The sequence below is a fragment of the Ruegeria sp. CDSC054 genome, assembly GCF_059610645.1.
Genome location: NZ_JBXWOA010000004.1, coordinates 232825 through 253559, shown reverse-complemented (window position 1 = coordinate 253559; position 20735 = coordinate 232825). Strand labels below are relative to the sequence as shown.

At 57.3% G+C, this 20735-nt stretch carries 21 protein-coding genes; 6 read left to right on the top strand and 15 right to left on the bottom strand.

What is annotated here, in order from left to right; translation table 11 throughout:
- Positions 1-24: 24 nt before the first annotated feature.
- On the bottom strand, positions 25-1479 hold the full coding sequence (gene betB / locus AC2FGC_RS11055) for a betaine-aldehyde dehydrogenase (RefSeq protein ID WP_496726421.1): 1455 nt from the start codon (positions 1477-1479) through the stop codon (positions 25-27).
- Between the two features lie 164 nt (positions 1480-1643).
- Between betB and AC2FGC_RS11050 the strand changes: the two genes are divergently transcribed.
- Positions 1644-1973 (top strand): hypothetical protein, encoded by a 330-nt coding sequence (locus AC2FGC_RS11050; protein ID WP_496726422.1) that lies wholly within the window; start codon positions 1644-1646, stop codon positions 1971-1973.
- Between the two features lie 7 nt (positions 1974-1980).
- Here the strand turns inward: AC2FGC_RS11050 and AC2FGC_RS11045 are convergent, their stop codons facing one another.
- Both AC2FGC_RS11045 and trhO read right to left on the bottom strand, forming a co-directional pair.
- On the bottom strand, positions 1981-2481 hold the full coding sequence (locus tag AC2FGC_RS11045) for a potassium channel family protein (protein WP_058275022.1): 501 nt from the start codon (positions 2479-2481) through the stop codon (positions 1981-1983).
- A 76-nt stretch (positions 2482-2557) separates the two neighbouring features.
- The gene (gene trhO, locus AC2FGC_RS11040) at positions 2558-3463 is read right to left on the bottom strand and encodes an oxygen-dependent tRNA uridine(34) hydroxylase TrhO (protein ID WP_496726423.1); all 906 of its coding nucleotides are present in this window, start codon (positions 3461-3463) and stop codon (positions 2558-2560) included.
- Positions 3464-3559: 96 nt separating this feature from the next.
- Here trhO and pncA point away from each other — a divergent pair, with 96 nt between their 5' ends.
- Positions 3560-4153, top strand: a complete 594-nt coding sequence (gene pncA, locus AC2FGC_RS11035; RefSeq protein WP_496726424.1) for a bifunctional nicotinamidase/pyrazinamidase — start codon at positions 3560-3562, stop codon at positions 4151-4153.
- Here pncA and AC2FGC_RS11030 read toward each other — a convergent pair.
- Positions 4150-4674, bottom strand: coding sequence for a hypothetical protein (locus AC2FGC_RS11030; protein WP_496726425.1), 525 nt, complete (start codon positions 4672-4674; stop codon positions 4150-4152). The two genes, pncA and AC2FGC_RS11030, sit on opposite strands and share 4 nt — an antisense overlap.
- A gap of 165 nt (positions 4675-4839) precedes the next feature.
- On the opposite strand from AC2FGC_RS11030, the gene pncB reads away from it, so the two are divergent.
- On the top strand, positions 4840-6132 hold the full coding sequence (pncB, locus tag AC2FGC_RS11025; RefSeq protein WP_496726426.1) for a nicotinate phosphoribosyltransferase: 1293 nt from the start codon (positions 4840-4842) through the stop codon (positions 6130-6132).
- Positions 6133-6135: 3 nt separating this feature from the next.
- On the opposite strand, the gene AC2FGC_RS11020 is transcribed toward pncB, so the two are convergent.
- The 6 genes from AC2FGC_RS11020 to AC2FGC_RS10995 are packed head-to-tail and all read right to left on the bottom strand — an operon-like array spanning position 6136 to position 13634.
- Positions 6136-7587 carry an aldehyde dehydrogenase family protein gene (locus AC2FGC_RS11020; RefSeq protein ID WP_496782335.1) on the bottom strand — a complete coding sequence of 484 codons (1452 nt, stop codon included), beginning with the start codon at positions 7585-7587 and terminating at the stop codon, positions 6136-6138.
- A 33-nt stretch (positions 7588-7620) separates the two neighbouring features.
- Entirely contained in the window at positions 7621-9219 is a 1599-nt protein-coding gene (locus tag AC2FGC_RS11015) for an ABC transporter ATP-binding protein (RefSeq protein WP_496782333.1), read from the bottom strand.
- Positions 9216-10031: an ABC transporter permease gene (locus AC2FGC_RS11010; RefSeq protein WP_496739501.1), complete on the bottom strand. Its 816-nt coding sequence runs from the start codon at positions 10029-10031 to the stop codon at positions 9216-9218. Before AC2FGC_RS11010 ends, AC2FGC_RS11015 begins: the two co-directional genes overlap by 4 nt.
- Positions 10028-10975: an ABC transporter permease gene (locus tag AC2FGC_RS11005; protein ID WP_058279087.1), complete on the bottom strand. Its 948-nt coding sequence runs from the start codon at positions 10973-10975 to the stop codon at positions 10028-10030. Before AC2FGC_RS11005 ends, AC2FGC_RS11010 begins: the two co-directional genes overlap by 4 nt.
- Positions 10976-11015: 40 nt before the next feature.
- Entirely contained in the window at positions 11016-12086 is a 1071-nt protein-coding gene (locus AC2FGC_RS11000) for a ligand-gated ion channel (RefSeq protein ID WP_496726431.1), read from the bottom strand.
- A 60-nt stretch (positions 12087-12146) separates the two neighbouring features.
- The gene (locus tag AC2FGC_RS10995; RefSeq protein WP_496726432.1) at positions 12147-13634 is read right to left on the bottom strand and encodes an ABC transporter substrate-binding protein; all 1488 of its coding nucleotides are present in this window, start codon (positions 13632-13634) and stop codon (positions 12147-12149) included.
- A 169-nt stretch (positions 13635-13803) separates the two neighbouring features.
- Between AC2FGC_RS10995 and panB the strand changes: the two genes are divergently transcribed.
- From panB to glpK, 3 genes are all read left to right on the top strand, one after another.
- Positions 13804-14643: a 3-methyl-2-oxobutanoate hydroxymethyltransferase gene (panB, locus tag AC2FGC_RS10990; RefSeq protein ID WP_496726433.1), complete on the top strand. Its 840-nt coding sequence runs from the start codon at positions 13804-13806 to the stop codon at positions 14641-14643.
- Positions 14640-15482, top strand: a complete 843-nt coding sequence (panC, locus tag AC2FGC_RS10985) for a pantoate--beta-alanine ligase (protein WP_496782331.1) — start codon at positions 14640-14642, stop codon at positions 15480-15482. The genes panB and panC overlap by 4 nt, the downstream gene beginning before the upstream one ends.
- A gap of 66 nt (positions 15483-15548) precedes the next feature.
- The gene (gene glpK / locus AC2FGC_RS10980) at positions 15549-17027 is read left to right on the top strand and encodes a glycerol kinase GlpK (RefSeq protein ID WP_496726435.1); all 1479 of its coding nucleotides are present in this window, start codon (positions 15549-15551) and stop codon (positions 17025-17027) included.
- 13 nt (positions 17028-17040) lie between these two features.
- On the opposite strand, the gene smpB is transcribed toward glpK, so the two are convergent.
- From smpB to AC2FGC_RS10955, 5 genes are all read right to left on the bottom strand, one after another.
- A complete protein-coding gene (gene smpB, locus AC2FGC_RS10975) occupies positions 17041-17517 on the bottom strand; it encodes an SsrA-binding protein SmpB (RefSeq protein WP_058272887.1) in 477 nt (158 codons plus the stop codon).
- A 47-nt stretch (positions 17518-17564) separates the two neighbouring features.
- The gene (idi, locus tag AC2FGC_RS10970; RefSeq protein WP_058272886.1) at positions 17565-18107 is read right to left on the bottom strand and encodes an isopentenyl-diphosphate Delta-isomerase; all 543 of its coding nucleotides are present in this window, start codon (positions 18105-18107) and stop codon (positions 17565-17567) included.
- A 208-nt stretch (positions 18108-18315) separates the two neighbouring features.
- Entirely contained in the window at positions 18316-18729 is a 414-nt protein-coding gene (locus tag AC2FGC_RS10965; protein ID WP_496782327.1) for a c-type cytochrome, read from the bottom strand.
- A gap of 113 nt (positions 18730-18842) precedes the next feature.
- Entirely contained in the window at positions 18843-19856 is a 1014-nt protein-coding gene (locus tag AC2FGC_RS10960; protein WP_496726437.1) for a P1 family peptidase, read from the bottom strand.
- An 81-nt stretch (positions 19857-19937) separates the two neighbouring features.
- A complete protein-coding gene (locus AC2FGC_RS10955) occupies positions 19938-20684 on the bottom strand; it encodes an SDR family oxidoreductase (RefSeq protein ID WP_496726438.1) in 747 nt (248 codons plus the stop codon).
- Between the last annotated feature and the right edge of the window lie 51 nt (positions 20685-20735).

The window sequence follows — 20735 nt, the reverse complement described above, 5'->3', positions numbered from 1 at the left end:
CAGAGCTTGAATGGCCGGTTTTGATTAGTAAGGCGCTTCGACGTCGTTCATCGAAACGTAGACCGTCTTCATTTCACTGAAGTGATTGATCGCCAGTTTCGAGTTTTCGCGCCCGACACCTGACATTTTAGATCCGCCAAATGGGGCCTCGACCGGAGCCAGATTATAGGTGTTGATATAGCATGTGCCCGCCTCGAACCCGGCCACAATGCGGTGCGCGCGGGTCAGGTCGTTGGTGAAGACACCGGCGGCCAATCCAAACTCGGTGTCGTTGGCGCGGGCAATAACCTCTTCTTCGGTGTCAAAGTCCAGCACGGACATCACCGGGCCAAAGATTTCCTCGCGCGCGATGGCCATATCGTCGGTTACATCCGCAAAAACGGTGGGCTGCATGTAGAAACCGTCGCCTTCGATCCGCTTGCCGCCGAATACCAGACGTGCGCCCTCCGCCGTGCCCTTTTCAACGTAGCTTAGTGCGATATTCATCTGGTTTTCGCTGACCATAGGGCCAAAATTCACATCCTCATCCAGCGGATCACCGATTTTTGCAGTCGCCAAACGTTCAGAGAGTCGCTTGAGGAATGCCTCTTTGACGCCTTTCTGCACAAAGACACGGGTGCCGTTCGAACAGACCTGACCCGAAGAATAGAAGTTGCCCAGGATCGCACCGGACACGGCGTTTTCAATATCCGCGTCATCGAACACAATCATCGGGGACTTTCCACCCAGCTCCATCGTCACATGCTTCATGCCGTCGGCGGCCGCGGCATAGACCTTGCGACCGGTCGGCACGGACCCGGTTAGCGAAACCTTGGCCACGCGCGGATCCGTCACAAGCGATGCGCCAACATCGCCATAGCCCTGAACCACGTTATAGACGCCCTTAGGCGCGCCCGCCTCGATCAAGATCTCGGCCACCTGAAGCGCCGACAGGGGCGTGGTCTCGGACGGCTTGAAGACCATCGTGTTGCCACAGGCCAGTGCCGGGGCCCCTTTCCAGCAAGCGATCTGGGTCGGGTAGTTCCATGCGCCGATACCGACGCAAACGCCCAGCGCCTCGCGGATGGTGTAGACAAAGTCTCCGCGGCCCAGCGGGATGTGCTCGCCCGTCAATGACGCGGCCAACCCACCGAAATACTCCAGCGCATCCGCCCCCGATGTGGCGTCGGCCACCAGGGTTTCCTGCAAGGGTTTACCGGTGTCGTGGGTTTCGAGGATCGAAAGCGCGCGATTGCGGTCACGCATGATGTCAGATGCCCGTCTCAGGATGCGCCCACGCTCGGTCCCGGACATTGCCGCCCACTCTGCCTGAGCGTTTTTAGCACTTGTTAGAGCCTGATCAACAATATCCGACGTGGCAGAATGCAGCCGAGCGATGACTTCACCGGTGGCCGGGTAGATCACGTCTATCGGGGTTCCGCCGGTATCTTCGACATATGCGCCGTCGATAAAATGGCTCGCCTTAGGCTGGAATTTCATGCCGATTTCCTTCTCAGAAGTCCTTTCCTTCGCGTCTATATTTTATTGACTGGTCAGTCAACAAAAGTGAATCACGGCGGACTCCCGCTGATGTGAATCGGCCCCCTCTTGAATAAAAAGCTTAATGTTCCATTTATGTTCTACATAGTCAGAGGAACAATCCGATGTCTTACCACGCCCGCAACCCGGCCAAGGATGGCCCATCGAACGACTATCACCTGTTGCCCGTCACAGACCGGCAAATGCGATACGCTCGTGCAATTGCCCAGCAGTCAGCCTTGGAAATCCCGGTCGAGGCACAACGGGATCGCAAGTCGATGTCTGCCTGGATTTCGGCGCACAAGCCAGCCGATCCATCGCCCTTTGCGGACTATCCAACCGGTAAGCAGGTTGCCTTTGCCGAACGCATTTCCCGTAGCAAGCGCAGGCCTATCCCGTCCGAGTGTTTCCGCGACAAACAGATGATGTCCCGCTGGATTGATCAGAACAAATGATGGCCGTCTAATGTTTATGGTGGCGGGTATAGAGCGCAACCGTAGCAGCAACAAACATACCCAAGAGGATGTAGCCGGTAACAGCCTCAGCGACGGCCAGCCCGCGACATAAACCTGTTGGGATCATGTCGCCATATCCCACAGTGGTGAAGGTGACGTATGAAAAATACAGAAAATCAGCTGGAGCATCTGCACCCACCACGCAATTGTCGGCGTAGCCGAACGCGCCATACGCCGCCGCGAACAAGAACGGCACGACCTGAATGAAGGACACACCCATCAGAAACAAGCGTCGATGCGGCAGTTTCACCTGTGTCATGTAGTACCAGGATTGCGATGCGACCCAAACCACCAGGCAGACCGACACAATAGTACCAATGGTTTCGCCTGCGGCCGCCTCGCTCAGGCGCGACAGACCATACCACGCGAAAAAACTGGCAATAACCAGTCCGACCGCTGCGATAAGCGTCGATTTCCACTCTTCCAGTGTTGTAGGTTCGCGGTGCATAAAACCTCCGATGACCTAGGTTTTTCCGCGATCATCAGGGTTCCGGCCTGTACCCGCAACCCAAATCATTCGCCTGTCATTCAGCGCCCAGATGCTCTTGCCCGCGCTGACGCGACAACAGGATCTGTTTCTGACGTTCCCTGAAACGCGTCTTGTCCGCATCCGAAGTCTCATTGATGCACCGATGGCAGGACACGCCGTGCTCGTATTCCGCGCGCTTCATATCCTCTGGCAGAATCGGGCGGCGGCAGCCGTGGCACAGGTTGTGTGGTCCTTCGACCAACCCATGTCCGACCGAGACGCGATTATCGAAAACAAAGCACTCACCCTGCCAGCTGCTGTCCTCGGCGGGCATCTCTTCGAGATACCGCAGGATGCCGCCTTTCAGGTGGTACACATCCTCGACCCCCTGCCCCAACAGGTAGTTGGTGGATTTCTCACAACGGATGCCGCCGGTGCAGAACATGGCAACCCGCTTGTTGTGAAAGCGGTCTTTGTTTTCTTCCCACCAGGCCGGGAAATCACGAAAACTGGCTGTTTCAGGGTCTATTGCGCCCTCAAAAGTACCAATCGCCACTTCGTAATCGTTGCGAGTGTCGATCACGACCACGTCGTCAGAGCGGATCAGATCATTCCAGTCTTCAGGCTCGACATAATTGCCGACGCGGGCACGCGGATCGACGTCCGGCTGGCCCATGGTCACGATCTCTTTTTTCAGACGCACCTTCATTTTGCCAAAGGGCGGGTGATCGGATGTGGCCTCTTTCCACTCAAGATCCGCACAACCGGGCAAAGCCTTGATATGGGCCAGCACCGCATCGATCCCGCCACGCGGGCCTGCGATGGTTCCGTTGATCCCTTCGGCAGCCAGCAACAAGGTGCCCTTGACTGACTGCGCGCGACAAAGGTCCAGCAGCGGGTCGCGCAGGGACACGTGATCCGAAAAACGGGTGAAGTGATAGAGAGCAGCGATCGTATACATGCGCGCGGTCTAAACCCGCTGGGCCAGAGTCGCAAGGGACCGGATTGACGCCCCCCGCCCAGCCCCCTACCGATAGGGCAATGTGAGGAGACCCTGATGACCCATGCCCTGATTGTAGTTGACGTTCAGAACGATTTTTGCCCCGGTGGTGCGCTGGCTGTGCCTGGAGGTGACGAGATCGTGGCCCACATCAACGCTATGATGGCTGAGTTTGACACCGTGATCCTGACACAGGACTGGCACCCTGAGGGGCATTCGTCCTTTGCTAGCGGACATGACGGCAAGTCCCCATTTGAAACAACCGACATGCATTACGGGCCTCAAGTCTTGTGGCCAGATCACTGTGTGCAGGGCACCGAAGGTGCGGAATTCCACCCGGACCTGAAGACCCATGCCGATCTTGTCATTCGCAAGGGCTTTCGACGCGGTATCGACAGCTATTCCGCATTTTTTGAGAACGACCAAAAGACACCGACCGGTTTAGAAGGTTACTTGAAATCACGCGGGATCACCAAACTGACCCTAGTTGGGCTTGCCACAGATTTCTGTGTTCATTTTTCGGCTGTTGACGCTGCCCGCTTGGGATTTGATGTCACCGTGCGCATGGACGCATGTCGGGCGATCGACATGGATGGATCATTGGCAGCCGCCAAGGCCGCGATGCGTGACGCCGGTGTTGCGCTGATCTAAGGCGTAGCGCCTTTTTCGGCAAGATACCTGAGCACTGCGAACAAGATCACCGCCAGTCCCAATGCAACGCCAATTCGTCCGGGCAATGTGCGGCGCTCGGGCGTTGCGGGTGATTTGTAGCGCGGGTTCGGCGTCCAATTCTCGACTTTTGGGCGCTGATCGTTGCGCGGTTTGGCCGTTTTGACATTGTCCAAAAAGCGATGAAAATCGAACTCACCGCAATATTCGCCACTGATGCCAAGTTCCCGAATATTCGTGAACAACGCGCGCAAAATCCGCTCGCGTTCGGCTACATCCCGTGTAGGGTAATACCCGTGCATCATGTCGCTGTCAGTCGAATCCAGATCGAACCCGGCTTCCTGAAAAATCAAACGAATCTTAGGTGACGCCGATCTGAGCGCGTCAGCCGTTTTCACATGACGGAATCGCGCGCGTGTGGCGCACTGGTCCAATTGCTCGGAACCGGTTTCCTCATCCGCTTTTTCGTTAACAACGATGTCAAAATCGTACTCGAGAACCATTCACCAAATTAACCTCGTTCAACCATCCCTTCCTTTTCACTAAACTGTGAAAAGAACACACAATATGCTCGCAATGTGACCTGACCTTGTCATTGTCATCATTCCAGCGACTCTTGCCATTCCACGCACTGATTGATCTAACAACGGAAATCGCAGGAGTTCCCCATGGTCGATATTGCGACACGCGTGTACAATCATAAATGGAAGATTGACCCGATTGTACGGTCTTTGATCGACACGGACTTCTACAAACTGCTGATGTGCCAGTCAGTGTTTCGAAATAAGCCCCAAACAGATGTGGCTTTTTCCCTGATCAACCGGTCGAATCACATCCCATTGGCAAAACTTATCGATGAAGGCGAACTGCGCGAGCAATTGGATCATATCCGGTCGCTTAGCCTCAGCCGGGGCGAAAGCACGTGGCTGCGGGGCAATACATTCTATGGCAAACGCCAGATGTTCCGTTCGGATTTCATGGAATGGTTCGAAAACATGCGCCTGCCGCCCTATCACCTGGAACGGAAGGGCGATCAGTACGAGCTGACCTTTGAGGGCAAATGGCACGAGGTCATGCTGTGGGAAATCCCGGCGCTTGCGGTTCTGATGGAACTGCGCTCGCGCGCGGTGCTGAACAACATGCGGCGGTTTGAGCTGCAAGTGCTATATGCCCAGGCCATGACCCGCGTTTGGAAGAAGATCGAACAACTGCGGGATATTGACGGGCTTGGGATCGCTGACTTCGGAACCCGGCGTCGACACAGCTTTCTTTGGCAGGACTGGTGCGTGCAGGCCATGATCGAGGGTCTGGGACCGTCCTTTACTGGTACATCTAACTGTCTGATCGCCATGCGGCGCGAAGTTGAGGCCATCGGCACCAACGCGCACGAACTGCCGATGGTCTACAGCGCCCTTGCCAAAGACGATGCCGAACTGGCGCAAGCGCCTTATGACGTGCTGAGCGACTGGCACGACGAACATGACGGCAATCTGCGCATCATACTGCCGGACACCTATGGCACGCAGGGCTTTCTGGATCGCGCGCCCGATTGGCTGGCCGGATGGACCGGCATTCGCATCGACAGCGGTGATCCCGCAACAGGCGCGGAAACCGCTATCAAGTGGTGGCAGTCTCGAGGAGAAGACCCCCTGGAAAAGCGTGTGATTTTCTCGGATGGTCTGGATGTCGACAAAATTCGGGAACTGCACACTCAATTCGCCCACAGAACCAAAGTCTCGTTCGGGTGGGGCACTTTGCTGACCAACGACTTCCGCGGACTCGTGCCAAACGACGCGTTGGCGCCGTTCTCGCTGGTCTGCAAGGCTGTGTCCGCCAATAGCCAGCCGACCGTGAAACTGTCGGACAACCCGGAAAAGGCGATGGGACCGAAGGATCAGATCGAACGCTACAAACGAGTGTTCGGCGTAGGCGCGCAAGAGGCAATCGAGGTGATCGTTTAGGCTCTAACCATGGCACGCCGCGACCGTTTTCAACTGTGAAAAGCCATAAAGGGCCTCGAACCCTTTCTCGCGGCCGTGTCCGGATTTTCCGACACCACCAAAGGGCAGCTCTACGCCACCACCCGCACCGTAGTTGTTGATGAACACCTGACCGGAGCGAAGTTGCTTTGCCAGCCGCATCTGTCGTGCCCCGTCGCGGGTCCAGATGCTCGCAACCAACCCGTATTCGGTGCTGTTGGCGATCTTTACCGCGTCTTCCTCAGTGCTGAATGGGATCAGCACCTGAACCGGGCCGAAAATCTCATCCTTGGCCAGACCGTGATCGGGCGGAACGTCCGCAAACAGCGTCGGCACAACATAGGCCCCCTCAGACGGGGCACCGTCTACAATCCGACCTTGCCCTGCGACAGTCAGGTCTGCGCCCCTGGCCAGAAAGCCCGACACGATCTCTTTTTGACGGCCCGATATTAGCGGGCCAACGCGCAGATCATCCTGCGCGGGACCAACGGTCAAATCTGCATAAGCCGCTGCCATGCGTTGCTTGACCTGATCATAAACCCCGCGCTGTACCAAAATACGTGACGAGGCAGAGCAGGTTTGTCCGGCATTCTGAACCCCCGCATTGACCAAAAACGGCAGGGCAGCATCCAGGTCAGCATCGTCAAACACCAGTTGAGGTGATTTCCCCCCAAGCTCCAGCGTCACAGGAACCACGTTTTGCCCCGCTGCCTGCTGCACCAGCGCCCCAGTGGCAACTGACCCGGTAAACGAGACATGGTGCACGCCTGAATGGCCCGACAGGGCAGCCCCCGCTTCGGCCCCCAACCCGGGTACGACGTTCAGGGCACCGGCGGGTAAACCGGCCTCTTGCGCCAGATGCGCAAAGGCCAGCGCGGTCAGGCAAGCTTCTTCCGCAGGTTTCAGAACGCAGGCATTGCCCATCGCCAGCGCAGCCCCAACCGACCGCCCGATGATCTGCATCGGATAGTTCCACGGAACGATATGCCCCGTCACGCCGTGCGGTTCCCGTAAAGTATAGACGGTGTAGCCATCCAGATACGGGATGGTCTCGCCCATGACCTTGTCCGCGGCCCCACCATAGAATTCGCAATACCGTGCCAACGCAACCGCATCCGCCCGTGCCTGCGTCAGGGGCTTGCCGACATCCTTGGCCTCTAGCGTGGCCAGGTCTTCAACACGCTCCAAAATCATCCTTCCCATCCGCGTAAGGATACGGCCCCGTTCCAGCGCAGTCTTTCGTCCCCAATCCCCGTCAATCGCAGTCTGAGCAGCCTTGACCGCAGCATCAACATCATGCGCGCCACCCCTTGCGATCTGGCAGATCTCTGAGCCGTCAGAAGGATTGATCAAAGGCAATGTTTGTTCGGAGGTTGGCGGCACCCAATTGCCGCCGATCAGACACAGGCTTGGATCAAACCAAAGGGGGCTGGACATGGGATACTCCTATATTCGGCTCTAATATGCGGTTCACGCCACATCCCGACCAATGTCTGGCAGCGTTGGCGCGGCATTGATCAGGTCTTTCGTGTATTGATGTTTCGGGTCAGAGAAGACGCTTTCGGTATCGCCTTCTTCGACGATCTTTCCGGCCCGCATCACCATAACGCGGTCAGTGATGGTGCGCACGACGCTCAGATCATGGCTGATGAATAGATAGGTCAGATCATAGGCCTCACATAGTTCGGCCAACAGGTCGAGAATCTGGGCCCGGACCGACACATCAAGGGCCGAAACAGCCTCGTCAAACAAGATCAGTTCGGGCCGGATGATCAAGGCACGGGCGATGGCGATGCGCTGTCTCTGACCGCCCGAGAATTCATGGATGTACTTACCAGCGTCATCCGGGCTGAGACCCACCGCTGTCAACATTTCAGCGATCCGGTCCTGCCTCTCGGACCCCATTACAGGAGCATCGAGCAGATGGAACGGTTCAGTGATCAACCGGGCCACGCGGTGACGTGGATTGAAGCTACCATAGGGGTCCTGAAAGACCACCTGCATCTTGCGCCGCACGGCGAGGTTGGGTTTGTGACCCGAAAAGACAGGCTGGCCATCCAGACGAATGTCACCACCCTGAACTTCTTCAAGGCCCAGAATTGCTTTTGTTAGGGTCGATTTTCCACACCCCGACTCGCCGACCAGGCCCAGACGTTCTCCGCTATTGAGCGTAAAGCTGACTTGGTCCACTGCCCTGTGATGCCCCGGTGAATCGAACAGCCCCTTGCGGGGCAGACGATAGTCGCGAATGACTTTTTCTACCTCAAGCAAGGGACGGGAATGCGTGGTTTCGGGCAGGGACACCTGATGCCCCGAAGCCTTGAACAGCATACGGGTATATGGATGTTGCATGTGGTGTAGCAGGTAGTCAGTGGCCCCGGATTCGACGACTTCGCCATGGCGCATGACAACAATTTGGTCGGCCATATCTGCGACTACCGCAAGATCATGGGTGATCATCAACAGCCCCATGTCGTATTCCGACACCAGCCCTTTTAGAAGCTTGAGGATTTGCGCCTGCGTTGTCACATCTAGCGCTGTGGTCGGCTCATCCGCGATCAACAGCTTGGGACGCAACGCAATCGCCATCGCAATCACGACACGCTGACGCTGCCCCCCGGACAGTTCGTGCGGAAAGCGGGACAGCGGGAAACGATCCGGCGGCAGGCCAACACGGGTCAGAACTTCCTCCGCCCGGTCTCGCGCCTGTCTGGGCGGCATGGCCTTGTGAATCAGGATGGTCTCCATCACCTGATCGCCGATGGTTTTGACTGGGTTCAGTGCGGTCATAGGTTCTTGGAACACCATACCGATCGCGGCACCGCGCAAGGCACACATATCGTTTTCGTCGCGGTCCAGCAGATCTGAACCGTTCAGCCGGATGACCCCGGTTGTCTTGGCCCCGTCCGGCAAAAGCTGCATCACGGCGAGCGCGGTCATCGATTTGCCCGATCCGCTTTCCCCGGTCACGGCCACGATCTGACCGGGCGCGATGGACAGATTGACCTGTTTCAGGATGTCCGTGCCGTGAATGGACAGCGACAGGTTTTCGATCTCAAGTAAACTCATGTGCGCGCCACCCTGATCCGGGGGTCCAGCCAATCGCGCAACCCATCTCCCAGCAGGTTCAACCCAAGCACCGTGACAATGATCGCCAGACCCGGAATCAGAGCCAAATGCGGGGCAAAACTGACCATTGTCTGCGAATCTGCCAGCATCCGACCCCAACTTGGCGTGGGCGGTTGCGCGCCCAGGCCGACATAGGACAGGCCAGCCTCAGCCAGGATGCCCAGAGAGAACTGGATGGTGCCCTGAACGATCAGAAGATTGGCGACGTTAGGCAGGATATGCTCAGCCGATATCCGTGCCGCACCTTTGCCCGAAACGCGCGCGGCCAGGATGAACTCCCGCTCCCACAGTGAAAGCGCCGCGCCGCGAGTGATGCGTGCAAAAACCGGGATGTTGAAAATGCCAATGGCGATGATCGCATTTATCGCGCCAGCACCAAAAACAGCAGTGATCAGGATGGCGATGACCAGAGACGGGAAGGCAAAGACCAGATCGTTGCCGCGCATGATCAGCTCGTCCAGCGCCGACCCTTTGCGCGCAGCCGCTGTCAGGCCCAAAGGCACGCCCAGCGCCATACCAATCCCCACCGCCACCAAAGCCACGGCTATCGAGGTACGGGCACCGACCATGATCATCGAAAACATGTCACGTCCGAAATGATCCGTGCCAAACCAATTTTGAGCATTTGGTGGCTGCAGTTTGTCGGGGATGTTCAGTGCGGCGTAGTCATAGGGCGTCCAGACAAATGAAACCGCCGCCGCCAGCAGCACCAGCGAGGACAGACAAGCCCCAAGGATCAGGCTCCGGCTCATGTCCGGCTCCTTAACCTTGGATCAACGGCTGCATAGGCCAGATCGACCAGAAAGTTCACGGTAATGACCGCAAAGACCAGCAGCATTACCACGGATTCCACTACAATCAGATCGCGGGCCGAGATTGCCTGAAACACCAATCGTCCAAGACCCGGCAGGTAGAACACCTGTTCGATGATGATTGAACCGGCTAGCAGGAACGAAAACTGTAACCCGATGATTGTCAGAACCGGGATCAGCGCGTTGCGCACCCCGTGCCGCCACAGGGCCTGACGCCGCGATAACCCCTTGGCACGTGCGGTGCGCATGAAGTCTTCGCCCAATATATCCAACAAAGACGACCGCATGACTCGCGCCAGAATGGCCGCCTGCGGCAGGGCCAGCGCGATGGCCGGAAGGGTCAAGGAGTGTAATCCCGTCCAAAGTCCCTTATCCCAGCCTGCGAACCCTCCGGCATTGAACCAGCGCAGATTGATGGCGAAGACCAGAACCAGCATCATGGCGAACCAGAAATTCGGAACCGCAATGCCCAGCTGTGTTGCCCCCATTACCGTCAGATCGCCCGGTTTGCCCCGGCGCGCGGCGGCGTAGATGCCTACAGGAAACGCTATCGCGGTGGACAGAGTTAGCGCATACAGCGCCAAGGGCAGCGAGACCCACAGCCGATCCGCGATCATCTGCGACACGGGCGTGCGATAGGTGTAAGAGGTTCCGAAATCCCCCACCATCATCCCGCCAACCCAATTGAAATACCGCTGCACCTTGGATACATCCAAACCCAACTCGGCCCGCAGAGCGGCAAGCGTATCCTCTTGCGCATTGACGCCCAGCATGAATGACGCAGGATCGCCGGGCGCCACCTCAATCACGGCAAATATGACCACCGAGGCGACGGCGAGGCTGATCACCAGCGATATCAGTCGTTTGAGGGCATAGCGAAGCATCGAGGCCACGTTAGGGATGCGCGCCCTGCGGGTCCAGCACCTATGGAACCAGAAGATAGGCAAAAACCGCATAGCCAACGATTGCGGCGTAGCCCAGCGGGTAAATCCACTTGATGGCGTAGTTATCCAACTTGCGCGCCCCGGATTCGCGACCCGAGACTTTGAGCCTGCGCAAGGCGACATTGAACACAATCAAAGCCCCGGTCATCAGGAACATGCATTGCAGAACGAAATCCAGAAATGTCAGGTATCCAAGCTTTGGCAGATCAGCAGAAATCGCCCAGTTGAAAGCTACGAATACCAGCAAGTTTCCTCCGGCAATTTCGATCCTTTTGCGGTATTCATCAAGAAAGAACAGTGCCCAGCCAACCGAGATCAGCACCAGCATCGGCAGAAACACCCGAATGACATAGTAGGTCAGATGCCGGTGGCCTTCGAAGATCAGCGCAACCTGATCGCTGTCCTGACCGGAAAGGCCCGTGACCTGAGAGGTTTCAAGCCGCGCATTGTCCAGAATCCACTCTTCTTCGCCCAGCAGGTCACCAAGGCCCGAGAACTCGTTCATCGGATGATAGGACACATATTGGGATGGAAAGATCGAAACGACCTCGAAATGAAACTCCTGTGTGTCGAAAGGGTATCTCCGAAAATCGAAATGTGGGGCCTGTAATGTCAGCGAGGATTTCTCGACATACAACACCCGCCCGTCATATCGCAGAGAGGCGGCGGCTTCGTGAATCCACTTGTTGGATTGTTGGTTGTGAATGACGAATGCTGGTACCACCGTCCCAATCTCAGCGGCATGATCGGCCAGCGCCGGGGGGTTGAAAACCCGGAAATCGCGCCCCAGCTCTTGCCGGTCAAAAGCCAACGCAGGGTCGGTCCACTCAACTCGCAGCACAACCACGGCACCGTAGTTTTCGGCCTTCTGGTCAACGCTGGTGATCTGATCTATTCGAATACCGATACCAACATCCAGCGGGTTCTCTGGCGTCCCGATGGGCGTGTCCAACCGACTGTCCAGAATGTTCTGCGCCACAACCGGTTCCACAGTCGTTGCCGCCAGGGCAACGGTCACAAAAACCAGAAACAGGACACGAAACAAAATCATCCTTGGCTCACTCGACAACATTAAATGCAAGGGCCGTGAACCAGCGGCCCCTGCCTTGAGTCACTCGGACCAGCTGATCTGCGTCAGATCGATTGCGGCCGTGGGCGCGTTTTCCCACAGGCCCTGAACTCCGGCTTTGGCCACACCCAGCTTGGCCAGTTGAAACAGGTACCCGTTGACGTAGTCGTCTGCGATCAGGCGCTGAGCCTCACCCAGCAGACGGGTGCGTTCTTCGGGGTCTGTCGTCGAATTCAGCGTGTCCATCAGTGCCTGGAAATCGGTACTGTCATATTGGAAGTAATAGTCAGGACGCGCATAGATCCCGATATCCATAGGCTCGGTATGACTGACGATAGTCAGGCCAAAGTCCTTGCCTTTGAACACCGTTTCCAGCCACTGAGCCCATTCAACGTTGATGATATTGGCCGTGATCCCGACCTCGGCCAGTTGGGCGGCCACAATCTCACCCCCGCGGCGGGCATAGGATGGGGGCGGCAAATGCAGCGTCGTTTCAAACCCTTCTGCATATCCAGCATCGGCCAACATCTTGGCGGCCTTTTTGGGGTCGTAGGCCGAGTTCCCGGTCAGATCGACATAAGCGGGATTGTGTGGCGCGAAATGCGTGCCAATGGGCGTGCCGTAGCCAAACATCGCTCCATCGATGATCGCCTGACGGTCAATCGCGTGGGCCAATGCCTGACGCACTTGGATATCATCGAAGGGTGGCATCTTGTTATTGGTGGAAAGAATGGTTTCCCCTTCGGTCGAACCGACAAGCACCTGAAAGCGCGGATCAGCTTCAAATTGCGGCAGGTTCTCTGGCGCAGGGAAGTTGTCGAACACGTCGATATCCTCGGCCATCATAGCCGCAAAAGCCGCCGTCGGGTCGGAGATAAATTTGAACGTAGCAGTCTCTAATGCGGGCTGATTACCCCAATAGTCCGGGTTGCGGTTCAGGGTGATACTGTCGCCCTGCACCCATTCACCAAAGGTAAAAGCGCCGGTTCCGACGGGGTTGGTCTTGATGCCCTCGATACTATCGGGCGCGACAATAACCGCATCACCCCAGGCTAGGTTGAACAGGAAGTTCCCGTTTGGCTCAGACAGGGTCACCTTGACGGTCAGCGGGTCGACCACCTCGATGTTTTCAATCCCGGCAAACAGGGCCTTTTGCGCATTTGCGCTGTCCTCGGATCGGGCGCGGTCCAGGCTGAACTTGACGTCCTCAGCATCCATCGTGGTGCCGTCGTGGAAGGTAACCCCATCGTGCAGTTTGAAGGTATAGACCTTGCCATCTTCCGAGATTTCCCAACTTTCAGCCAGACCAGGAACCACCGATCCGTCACCCATAAACCGGGTCAGGCCTTCGAAGATATTGGTGTAAACCACCGAATCGATAGCCTGTGCTGCTGCACTGGTCGGGTCCAGATGCGGCGGCTCTAGTTGCAACGCTATGGTAATGTCGGATTTAGCGAAAACCTGTGTACCAAACAGGCTGGCGCTAACCGCCAGCACCGAAGCAAAGGACCGAAATGTCTGCTTTGTCATGTAAATTACTCCCCACTGAAAATGGAAACCTGCGTTTTTTTGGGCCGTACTGCACCCAACTTCCCTTTAAACCTTAGGTCATTCAAGGAAATGTTCGCGCAACCGGGGTTTCTATAGCCCGCTCCCATCTGTTATGCCGCGCTGCAACATGACAACCGGAGGAGCGACAATGAGCGCCACCGCCCGCAAAAAAGCCCCGAATGCACAGGATATTCGCGCCCGCAAAGGCGGCGAGCCGCTGGTCAGTCTGACAGCCTACACCACGCCGATGGCGCGGTTGATGGATGATCATTGTGATTTCGTTTTGGTGGGCGACAGCGTCGGCATGGTGTTGCACGGGCTGGAATCAACGCTGGGCGTGACGATGGAGATGATGGTGATGCATGGTCAGGCCGTCGCACGCGGTCTTGAAAGTGCGATGATGGTCATCGACATGCCCTTTGCCAGTTACGAGCACTCACCCTCTGAGGCGTTCCGCAACGCGGCCCGGCTGATGTCCGAAACCAGCGCAGGCGCGGTCAAGCTGGAAGGCGGCGTCGAGATGGCTGAGACTATCCGCTTTCTGGTCAAGCGCGGGATTCCGGTGATGGCGCATATCGGACTGACCCCGCAGTCGATCAACACACTTGGCGGCTACAAGGTTCAGGGTCGGGACGAACAGGCCGAGGCTGTACTGGAAGATGCCCGCGCCGTGGCCGAGGCGGGCGCGTTCTCGGTCGTTCTTGAAAAAGTACCGCAGAAGCTGGCCGATCAGATTACCGGTGAAATCACGATCCCGACCATCGGAATCGGCGCCTCGGCTGGGTGCGACGGTCAGATTCTTGTTGTCGACGACATGGTTGGCTTTTTCACCGCCTTCAAACCGAAATTCGTCAAACGCTATGCTGAGCTTGGCCCATTGGCCGAAGCCGCCATTGCCGAATACGCGGCCGAGGTGCGCGCACGAACATTTCCAGCGAACGAACACGTCTTTTCCGATCAGGCCCCGAGCAAAGGACCAAAGACATGACCGCCCCAATATTTCGCCGTCTGGCCGACCTGCGTGCCTTGACCTCGGAATGGGCGCGGAAAGGTGAAGAGATCGGCGTGGTTCCGACTATGGGCGCGCTGCATCAGGGGCATCTGTCGCTGGTTGAGGCCGCCAAGTCGGGTTGTGAGCGGGTGATCGTCACGATCTTTGTGAACCCCAAACAGTTCAACAACCCCGAGGATCTGGCAAAATACCCGCGCACCGAGAACGAGGATGCGCAGAAATTGGCCCCATACGGCGTTGATGCGATCTATGTCCCGGAACCCGAAGAGATTTATCCGCAGGGCTTTGCCACCACCGTTTCCGTCGCGGGCCTGACCGATGTGATGGAGGGCGAGTTCCGCCCCGGCCATTTCGACGGCGTTGCCACAGTTGTGGCCAAACTGTTCCTGCAAACGCAGGCAGATCGAGCCTATTTCGGAGAAAAAGACTATCAACAGCTGATGATTGTGACCCGAATGGCGCGCGATCTGAACATTCCGACCGAAGTTGTCGGATGCCTCACAGTGCGCGAGCCCTCGGGTCTGGCCATGTCATCGCGCAATCTGCGACTGACGCCCGAGGGGCTGGATATTGCCGCCCACAAAAACCGGATCATGCGGGAATTGGCAGCCGCCCTGAAAGACGGGGCGCCGTTTGATCCTTTGGCTGCTCAGGCCGAGATCGACCTACTGGCCGCGGGCTTCAAGCAGGTAGAATATATTCAACTGCGATGTGCCGAAACGCTGGAACCTCTCACCCACGCAAACCGCCCTGCACGCCTGTTTGCTGCGGCCTGGGCAGATGGCGTGAGACTGATCGACAACATTCCTGTCTGAACGTACTGGCACGTTCGTCATTGTTTGCGCTAAAGTCCCGCAAAACCAAAAGAGGGGGCATGAGGCGTGACCTACATTCTTGCCATTGATCAGGGCACCACATCATCGCGGGCAATTCTGTTCGACGCAGAGATGCAGCCCGCAGGCACCGCGCAGCACGAATTCACCCAGCACTTCCCGCAGGAAGGCTGGGTCGAACACGACGCAGAGGAAATCTGGAACAGCGTTCTGCGGGTTTGCCGCGAAGTTATGGACAGTGTCGGGGTAACCTCTGATCAGATCGCGGGTATCGGCATCACCAACCAGCGCGAAACAACTGTTGTCTGGGACCGCGCTACTGGCGCGCCCATCCATAACGCGATCGTCTGGCAGGACCGTCGTACCGCCGAGATATGCGCGCGTTACAAACAAGCCGGGTGCGAGGATGACGTGACCGCCCAGACCGGGCTGCTGCTGGACCCCTATTTCTCGGGCACCAAGGTTAAATGGTTGCTGGACACCGTGCCGGGAGCGCGGGACCGGGCCGAGGCCGGAGAGCTGATGTTCGGCACCATCGACAGTTTCTTGATCTGGCGCCTGACAGAAGGGCGCAACCACGCGACGGATGCCACCAACGCGGCGCGCACGCTTCTGTTCGACATCCACAAGGGCGAATGGAGCGCCGAAATCTGTGATCTGCTGGACGTGCCGATGAACATGCTGCCCGAGGTGCATGATTGCGCCTCGGATTTTGGAAATACGACCCTGTTTGGGGGAAATATCCCGATTCTTGGTGTTGCCGGTGATCAACAGGCCGCCACCATCGGTCAGGCCTGCTTCCAACCCGGCATGATGAAATCCACTTATGGCACCGGTTGTTTTGCTCTTCTGAACACAGGGGATAAGCCGGTCGAGTCGAAGAACCGCCTGTTGACCACCATCGCCTATCAATTGGACGGTAAAAGAACCTATGCGCTGGAAGGGTCAATCTTTGTGGCCGGGGCTGCCGTGCAATGGCTGCGCGATGCATTGCAGATCATCGAGAGCGCCCCGGAAAGTGGCGAGCTGGCCCAAAAGGCAGACCCGAACCAGCATGTCGTGCTGGTGCCCGCCTTTACCGGCCTCGGCGCGCCTTACTGGAAACCCAATTGCCGTGGCGCGGTGTTCGGTCTGACCCGGAATTCAGGTCGTGCCGAGTTTGCTAAGGCCACGCTGGAAAGTATCGCATATCAGACACGCGATCTGTGGCACGCCATGCAGGGCGACTGGGGTGCAGATACCGACGTCATCCTGCGTGTAGACGGTGGGGCCAGTGCATCGAACTGGGCGATGCAGGGATTGTCGGACTACCTTGGCGCCGAGGTCGACAGACCGGTTATGCAGGAAACCACCGCATTGGGCGCGGCCTGGCTGGCCGGTATGCGCGCAGGCGTTTATCCGGATCAACAGGGATTTGCGGAAACCTGGGCGCTGGATCGCCGGTTCGAACCGGAACTTTCTGCCAAAGAGCGTGATGCCGCCTATGACCGCTGGAAACGTGCGGTGTCAGCTGCGATGGCGTTCTGAGAAGTATGAAGGATCAGCTATGATCCTTCATCAACCGCTGCTTTTGACGTGACCAGTCACGCTTGGCCTGAGTTTCGCGCTTGTCGTGGTTTTTCTTACCCTTGGCGATACCGATTTTGATCTTGGCCTTGCCCTTGTGGTTGAAATACAGAACCAGCGGCACCAGTGTCATGCCTTTGCGCTGGGTCGCGTTCCACAGGTTCGACAATTCCTTACGTGACACCAGCAGTTTGCGCCGACGGCGTTCCTCGTGTTTGAACGATTTCGCTTGCTCATAGGGGGCGATATAGCTGTTGACCAGCCACAGCTCGCCATCATCGACCGAGGCATAGCTTTCGGCGATGTTCGTCCCACCTACACGCAGGGATTTGACCTCGGACCCTTCCAGCATGATGCCACACTCAAGATCGTCCTCGATTGCGTAATCGAAGCGTGCGCGCCGGTTTTCGGCGATGACTTTGTAATTCGGGTCTGTCTTTTGCTTAGCCATGACGCGTTGATCTATGCGGCTTGGGCGGCCCTTGCAAGGCGTAGCCGTCAGGAGGTGGCCGAGATAATCAGATCAGGTCCGAAAATCGTGTCGGCGTGATTGTGCAAATAGATCTTGAGCCACGGTGTAAATCGCTCGGGATAGCGCTGCACTTCGGCCAGAAGATCGTGGTAATCGACCCAGCGAATTTCCATGACCTCTTCCGGGTTGGGCTCAATCTTCAGCGGGCCGCGCACATGGGCCAGAAAGATGTCGACCACTTCATGCTCGATCATATTGTTGCCAACATCAGCGTGATATTCCAGCCGGTGACGGTATTCCGGGTAAAGCCCGGTAATTCCCAATTCCTCGCGCAGTCGGCGCACGGCGCAGACAGACGGTGTCTCGCCCCAATCGGGGTGGGTGCAGCAAGTATTCGCCCAAAGGCCAGGGGTGTGATATTTTCCTAAAGCCCGACGCTGCATCAAAATTTCGGTCCCGCGCACGACAAAGACCGACACCGCCTTGTGCCGCAGGCCTTTTTCATGCGCCTCAAGCTTGTCCACTGGGGTCAACTCGCCATCAACCCAGGCCGGGATCATGATTCCCATCTGTCGTCTCCTGCTGCCGATCCACCCGAAGGGCCGGAAATTCGAAATTGGCTGCCACCGGGTCGGCTTGGCTCTGCGAATTTATGCATGCAATGCATGAAAAACCGCGCGCTTTCAAATTGGCGCTGTTCAACGCGGTTATCAATCGCACGAAAGGCCGCAGGGGCTGCGGCCTTTTGTAACCTCAAACGGTGTTTGGTCTGCGGCTTTATTCGCCAGACACGCTTACGATATAGGCGTAAACATCCTCGGCACCCTTCTTCAGCTTGAAGGTCATTTTGGATTTGGCCGAGGTTTCACCCAGATAATCTTTCAGAAACGCCTTGGGGTCCTTTGCGTATTCAACGAATGTCGTTTCGTCCCAGACCAGACCGTTTTCACCAGCGGCAACGATGCTATCGCCATATTTGAAGTCTTCGACGGTGCCTGCGGTCCGGCCTGCAATCCCATACAGGTTCGGACCGGTTTTACCGCCCTTTACGATGACTTCACCCTCAGAGTCGGCAATCTGGTGACAGGATTTGCACTTGTTAAAGGTCTTCTTGCCGGCTTCGGCGTCGCCTTCGGCATATACGGGAAGGGCCAGAAGGCCGACGATTACGGTCGCGAGAATGCGATTCATAGCTTTTGCTCCGATACGAATTGGCTGCACCGAATGGACCGTCGGCGCAAAAAAAAGTCAACGCGCAGATTGCCGCGCGAGGGCACTGTGCCACTGCGGCATATAGGCCGTCCTTAACTTAAGTCATGTATGTCGGACCAACAGGGCAATAGATCTCTTGGTGCGGGGACCGCCAAAAACACGGCTCGTGCAATCGCCCGCGCCAGACAGATCGAAGCCACGTGGCCGAGAAGCCCCAGTTCGCCCTCAGACAGTTGGTGATTGCCCGTGCTGACGCCGAACACCAGATCGCCATCTCCCGGCGTGTGCGCGGGGACAATCGCCCGCGCGATCCCGTCATGTGCCGCAACCGCCATCCGTTTGCATTGCGACTTGGACAGCGCGGCATCTGTCGCAACAATTGCGATGGTGGTATTGCCCTTGCCCGGTTCGGTCGGCCTCATTGCCTTGGCTTTTCGGCTAGTCATGCTGCGACCGAGGCCAGTACTGGTATCAGGCCCTAATCCGCCGAATTCATCGCCCATTTCAAACGTTGCTGCCCAGAAATGACGGTCACCGGGCGTGGTGACACTGCCGAGCGGATTGGCGGCAACCAAGGCGCCAACCGTGACCCCGTTTTCCATCACAAACGAGGCAGATCCCAGCCCGCCCTTGTGCATGGCAGCCAAGGCACCAGTCCCCGCACCAGCGGTGCCCAGATCGAACTGATCGGATACGCCTTCAAATGCTCGACGCCCCAGCGCGCGATAGGGGTTCTCGGCCCAGGTTTTGTCGCCGCCGTTGAGAAGGTCAAACAGGATCGCCCCCGGAACGATGGGGACGACGACATTGCCAACCTCAAAACCGCGGTGTTGCGTGCGCAGGGCGTCGGTCACCCCGGAACAGGCGTCCAGACCAAAGGCCGACCCGCCGGACAAAACGATCGCATCCACACGCGACACCGACTTATCGGGCGCCAACAGGTCAGTTTCCCGCGTACCTGGCGCGCCGCCCATCACATGAACGGAGGCCGTGAAGGGATCAGCGGCCGTCAGGACTGTTGCGCCGGATTTGAGTGCATCATCCTGAGCGTTTCCAACCAAAAGGCCAGGGACATCGGTGATCAGGTTTCTGGGTCCGGGGTTCATTGGTTTTTAAGATGTTGGAGCAGAAGAGCGCGCAACCGCGCTGCCTCCGGTCGAGATATTTTTTGCCAAATGAAGAGCGGATCAGATGCAGCGGCCACCGTCGACCTCCAATGCAGTGCCGGTGATCATGCTGGCCTCGTCGGAACACAGAAAACAGGCCGCGTTGGCCATGTCCTCAGGCGTTGAGAATCGGCCCAGCGGTATGGTCGACAGGAACTTGGCCCGCATCTCGGGCGTGTCCTCTCCCATGAAGGATTTGAGCAGAGGTGTCTCGCCCGCCACCGGGCAGATGGCATTCACCCGGACGCCTGATGGTGCCAGTTCGACTGCCATCGTCTTGGTCGCGGTGATCATCCAACCTTTGGAGGCGTTGTACCAGTTGAGGTTCGGTCGTGGCGACAGCCCCGCTGTCGAGGCCACGTTCAGGATCGCGCCAGTACCACGCGATTTCATATGCGGAACAAGGGCGCGCGCCGTCAGATAAACGGACTTCATATTTATGTTGAAAACGCGGTCGAAATCTTCTTCGCTGACTTCCTCTAACGGGGTAGGCATATGAGTGACCCCCGCGTTGTTGACCAGAATATCGAGATGACCCAGACGATCAAAAGCCACGTCTGCCATCGACTGAACCGATGCGCCGTTGGCCAGATCGACTTGATGGGCAAAAGCGTTCGGGCCCAGTTGATTGGCTTGAACCTCTGCCGCATCGCCGTTGATATCGGCAATCATGACCCGCGCACCTTCGGACAGGAATTTCCGCGCGATACCGGCACCAAAGCCTGATGCGCTGCCGGTTACAATGGCGGTTTTTCCCTCTAACCTCATGATCTTGTCCTCTTGCAACTGCGCCGGGTCAGAGTAGCGATGCGCCGCAAA

Excerpts from the sequence above, each read along its gene's own strand:
- pncB (WP_496726426.1), top strand. The coding sequence starts at position 4,840 with ATGGTCGATATTGCGACACGCGTGTACAATCATAAATGGAAGATTGAC.
- pncA (WP_496726424.1), top strand. The coding sequence starts at position 3,560 with ATGACCCATGCCCTGATTGTAGTTGACGTTCAGAACGATTTTTGCCCC.
- AC2FGC_RS10995 (WP_496726432.1), bottom strand. The coding sequence starts at position 13,634 with ATGACAAAGCAGACATTTCGGTCCTTTGCTTCGGTGCTGGCGGTTAGC.
- AC2FGC_RS11045 (WP_058275022.1), bottom strand. The coding sequence starts at position 2,481 with ATGCACCGCGAACCTACAACACTGGAAGAGTGGAAATCGACGCTTATC.
- AC2FGC_RS11050 (WP_496726422.1), top strand. The coding sequence starts at position 1,644 with ATGTCTTACCACGCCCGCAACCCGGCCAAGGATGGCCCATCGAACGAC.
- AC2FGC_RS11020 (WP_496782335.1), bottom strand. The coding sequence starts at position 7,587 with ATGTCCAGCCCCCTTTGGTTTGATCCAAGCCTGTGTCTGATCGGCGGC.
- panC (WP_496782331.1), top strand. The coding sequence starts at position 14,640 with ATGACCGCCCCAATATTTCGCCGTCTGGCCGACCTGCGTGCCTTGACC.
- betB (WP_496726421.1), bottom strand. The coding sequence starts at position 1,479 with ATGAAATTCCAGCCTAAGGCGAGCCATTTTATCGACGGCGCATATGTC.
- AC2FGC_RS10955 (WP_496726438.1), bottom strand. The coding sequence starts at position 20,684 with ATGAGGTTAGAGGGAAAAACCGCCATTGTAACCGGCAGCGCATCAGGC.
- AC2FGC_RS10965 (WP_496782327.1), bottom strand. The coding sequence starts at position 18,729 with ATGAATCGCATTCTCGCGACCGTAATCGTCGGCCTTCTGGCCCTTCCC.
- smpB (WP_058272887.1), bottom strand. The coding sequence starts at position 17,517 with ATGGCTAAGCAAAAGACAGACCCGAATTACAAAGTCATCGCCGAAAAC.
- idi (WP_058272886.1), bottom strand. The coding sequence starts at position 18,107 with ATGGGAATCATGATCCCGGCCTGGGTTGATGGCGAGTTGACCCCAGTG.
- AC2FGC_RS11015 (WP_496782333.1), bottom strand. The coding sequence starts at position 9,219 with ATGAGTTTACTTGAGATCGAAAACCTGTCGCTGTCCATTCACGGCACG.
- panB (WP_496726433.1), top strand. The coding sequence starts at position 13,804 with ATGAGCGCCACCGCCCGCAAAAAAGCCCCGAATGCACAGGATATTCGC.
- AC2FGC_RS11030 (WP_496726425.1), bottom strand. The coding sequence starts at position 4,674 with ATGGTTCTCGAGTACGATTTTGACATCGTTGTTAACGAAAAAGCGGAT.
- trhO (WP_496726423.1), bottom strand. The coding sequence starts at position 3,463 with ATGTATACGATCGCTGCTCTCTATCACTTCACCCGTTTTTCGGATCAC.
- AC2FGC_RS11010 (WP_496739501.1), bottom strand. The coding sequence starts at position 10,031 with ATGAGCCGGAGCCTGATCCTTGGGGCTTGTCTGTCCTCGCTGGTGCTG.
- AC2FGC_RS10960 (WP_496726437.1), bottom strand. The coding sequence starts at position 19,856 with ATGAACCCCGGACCCAGAAACCTGATCACCGATGTCCCTGGCCTTTTG.
- AC2FGC_RS11005 (WP_058279087.1), bottom strand. The coding sequence starts at position 10,975 with ATGCTTCGCTATGCCCTCAAACGACTGATATCGCTGGTGATCAGCCTC.
- AC2FGC_RS11000 (WP_496726431.1), bottom strand. The coding sequence starts at position 12,086 with ATGATTTTGTTTCGTGTCCTGTTTCTGGTTTTTGTGACCGTTGCCCTG.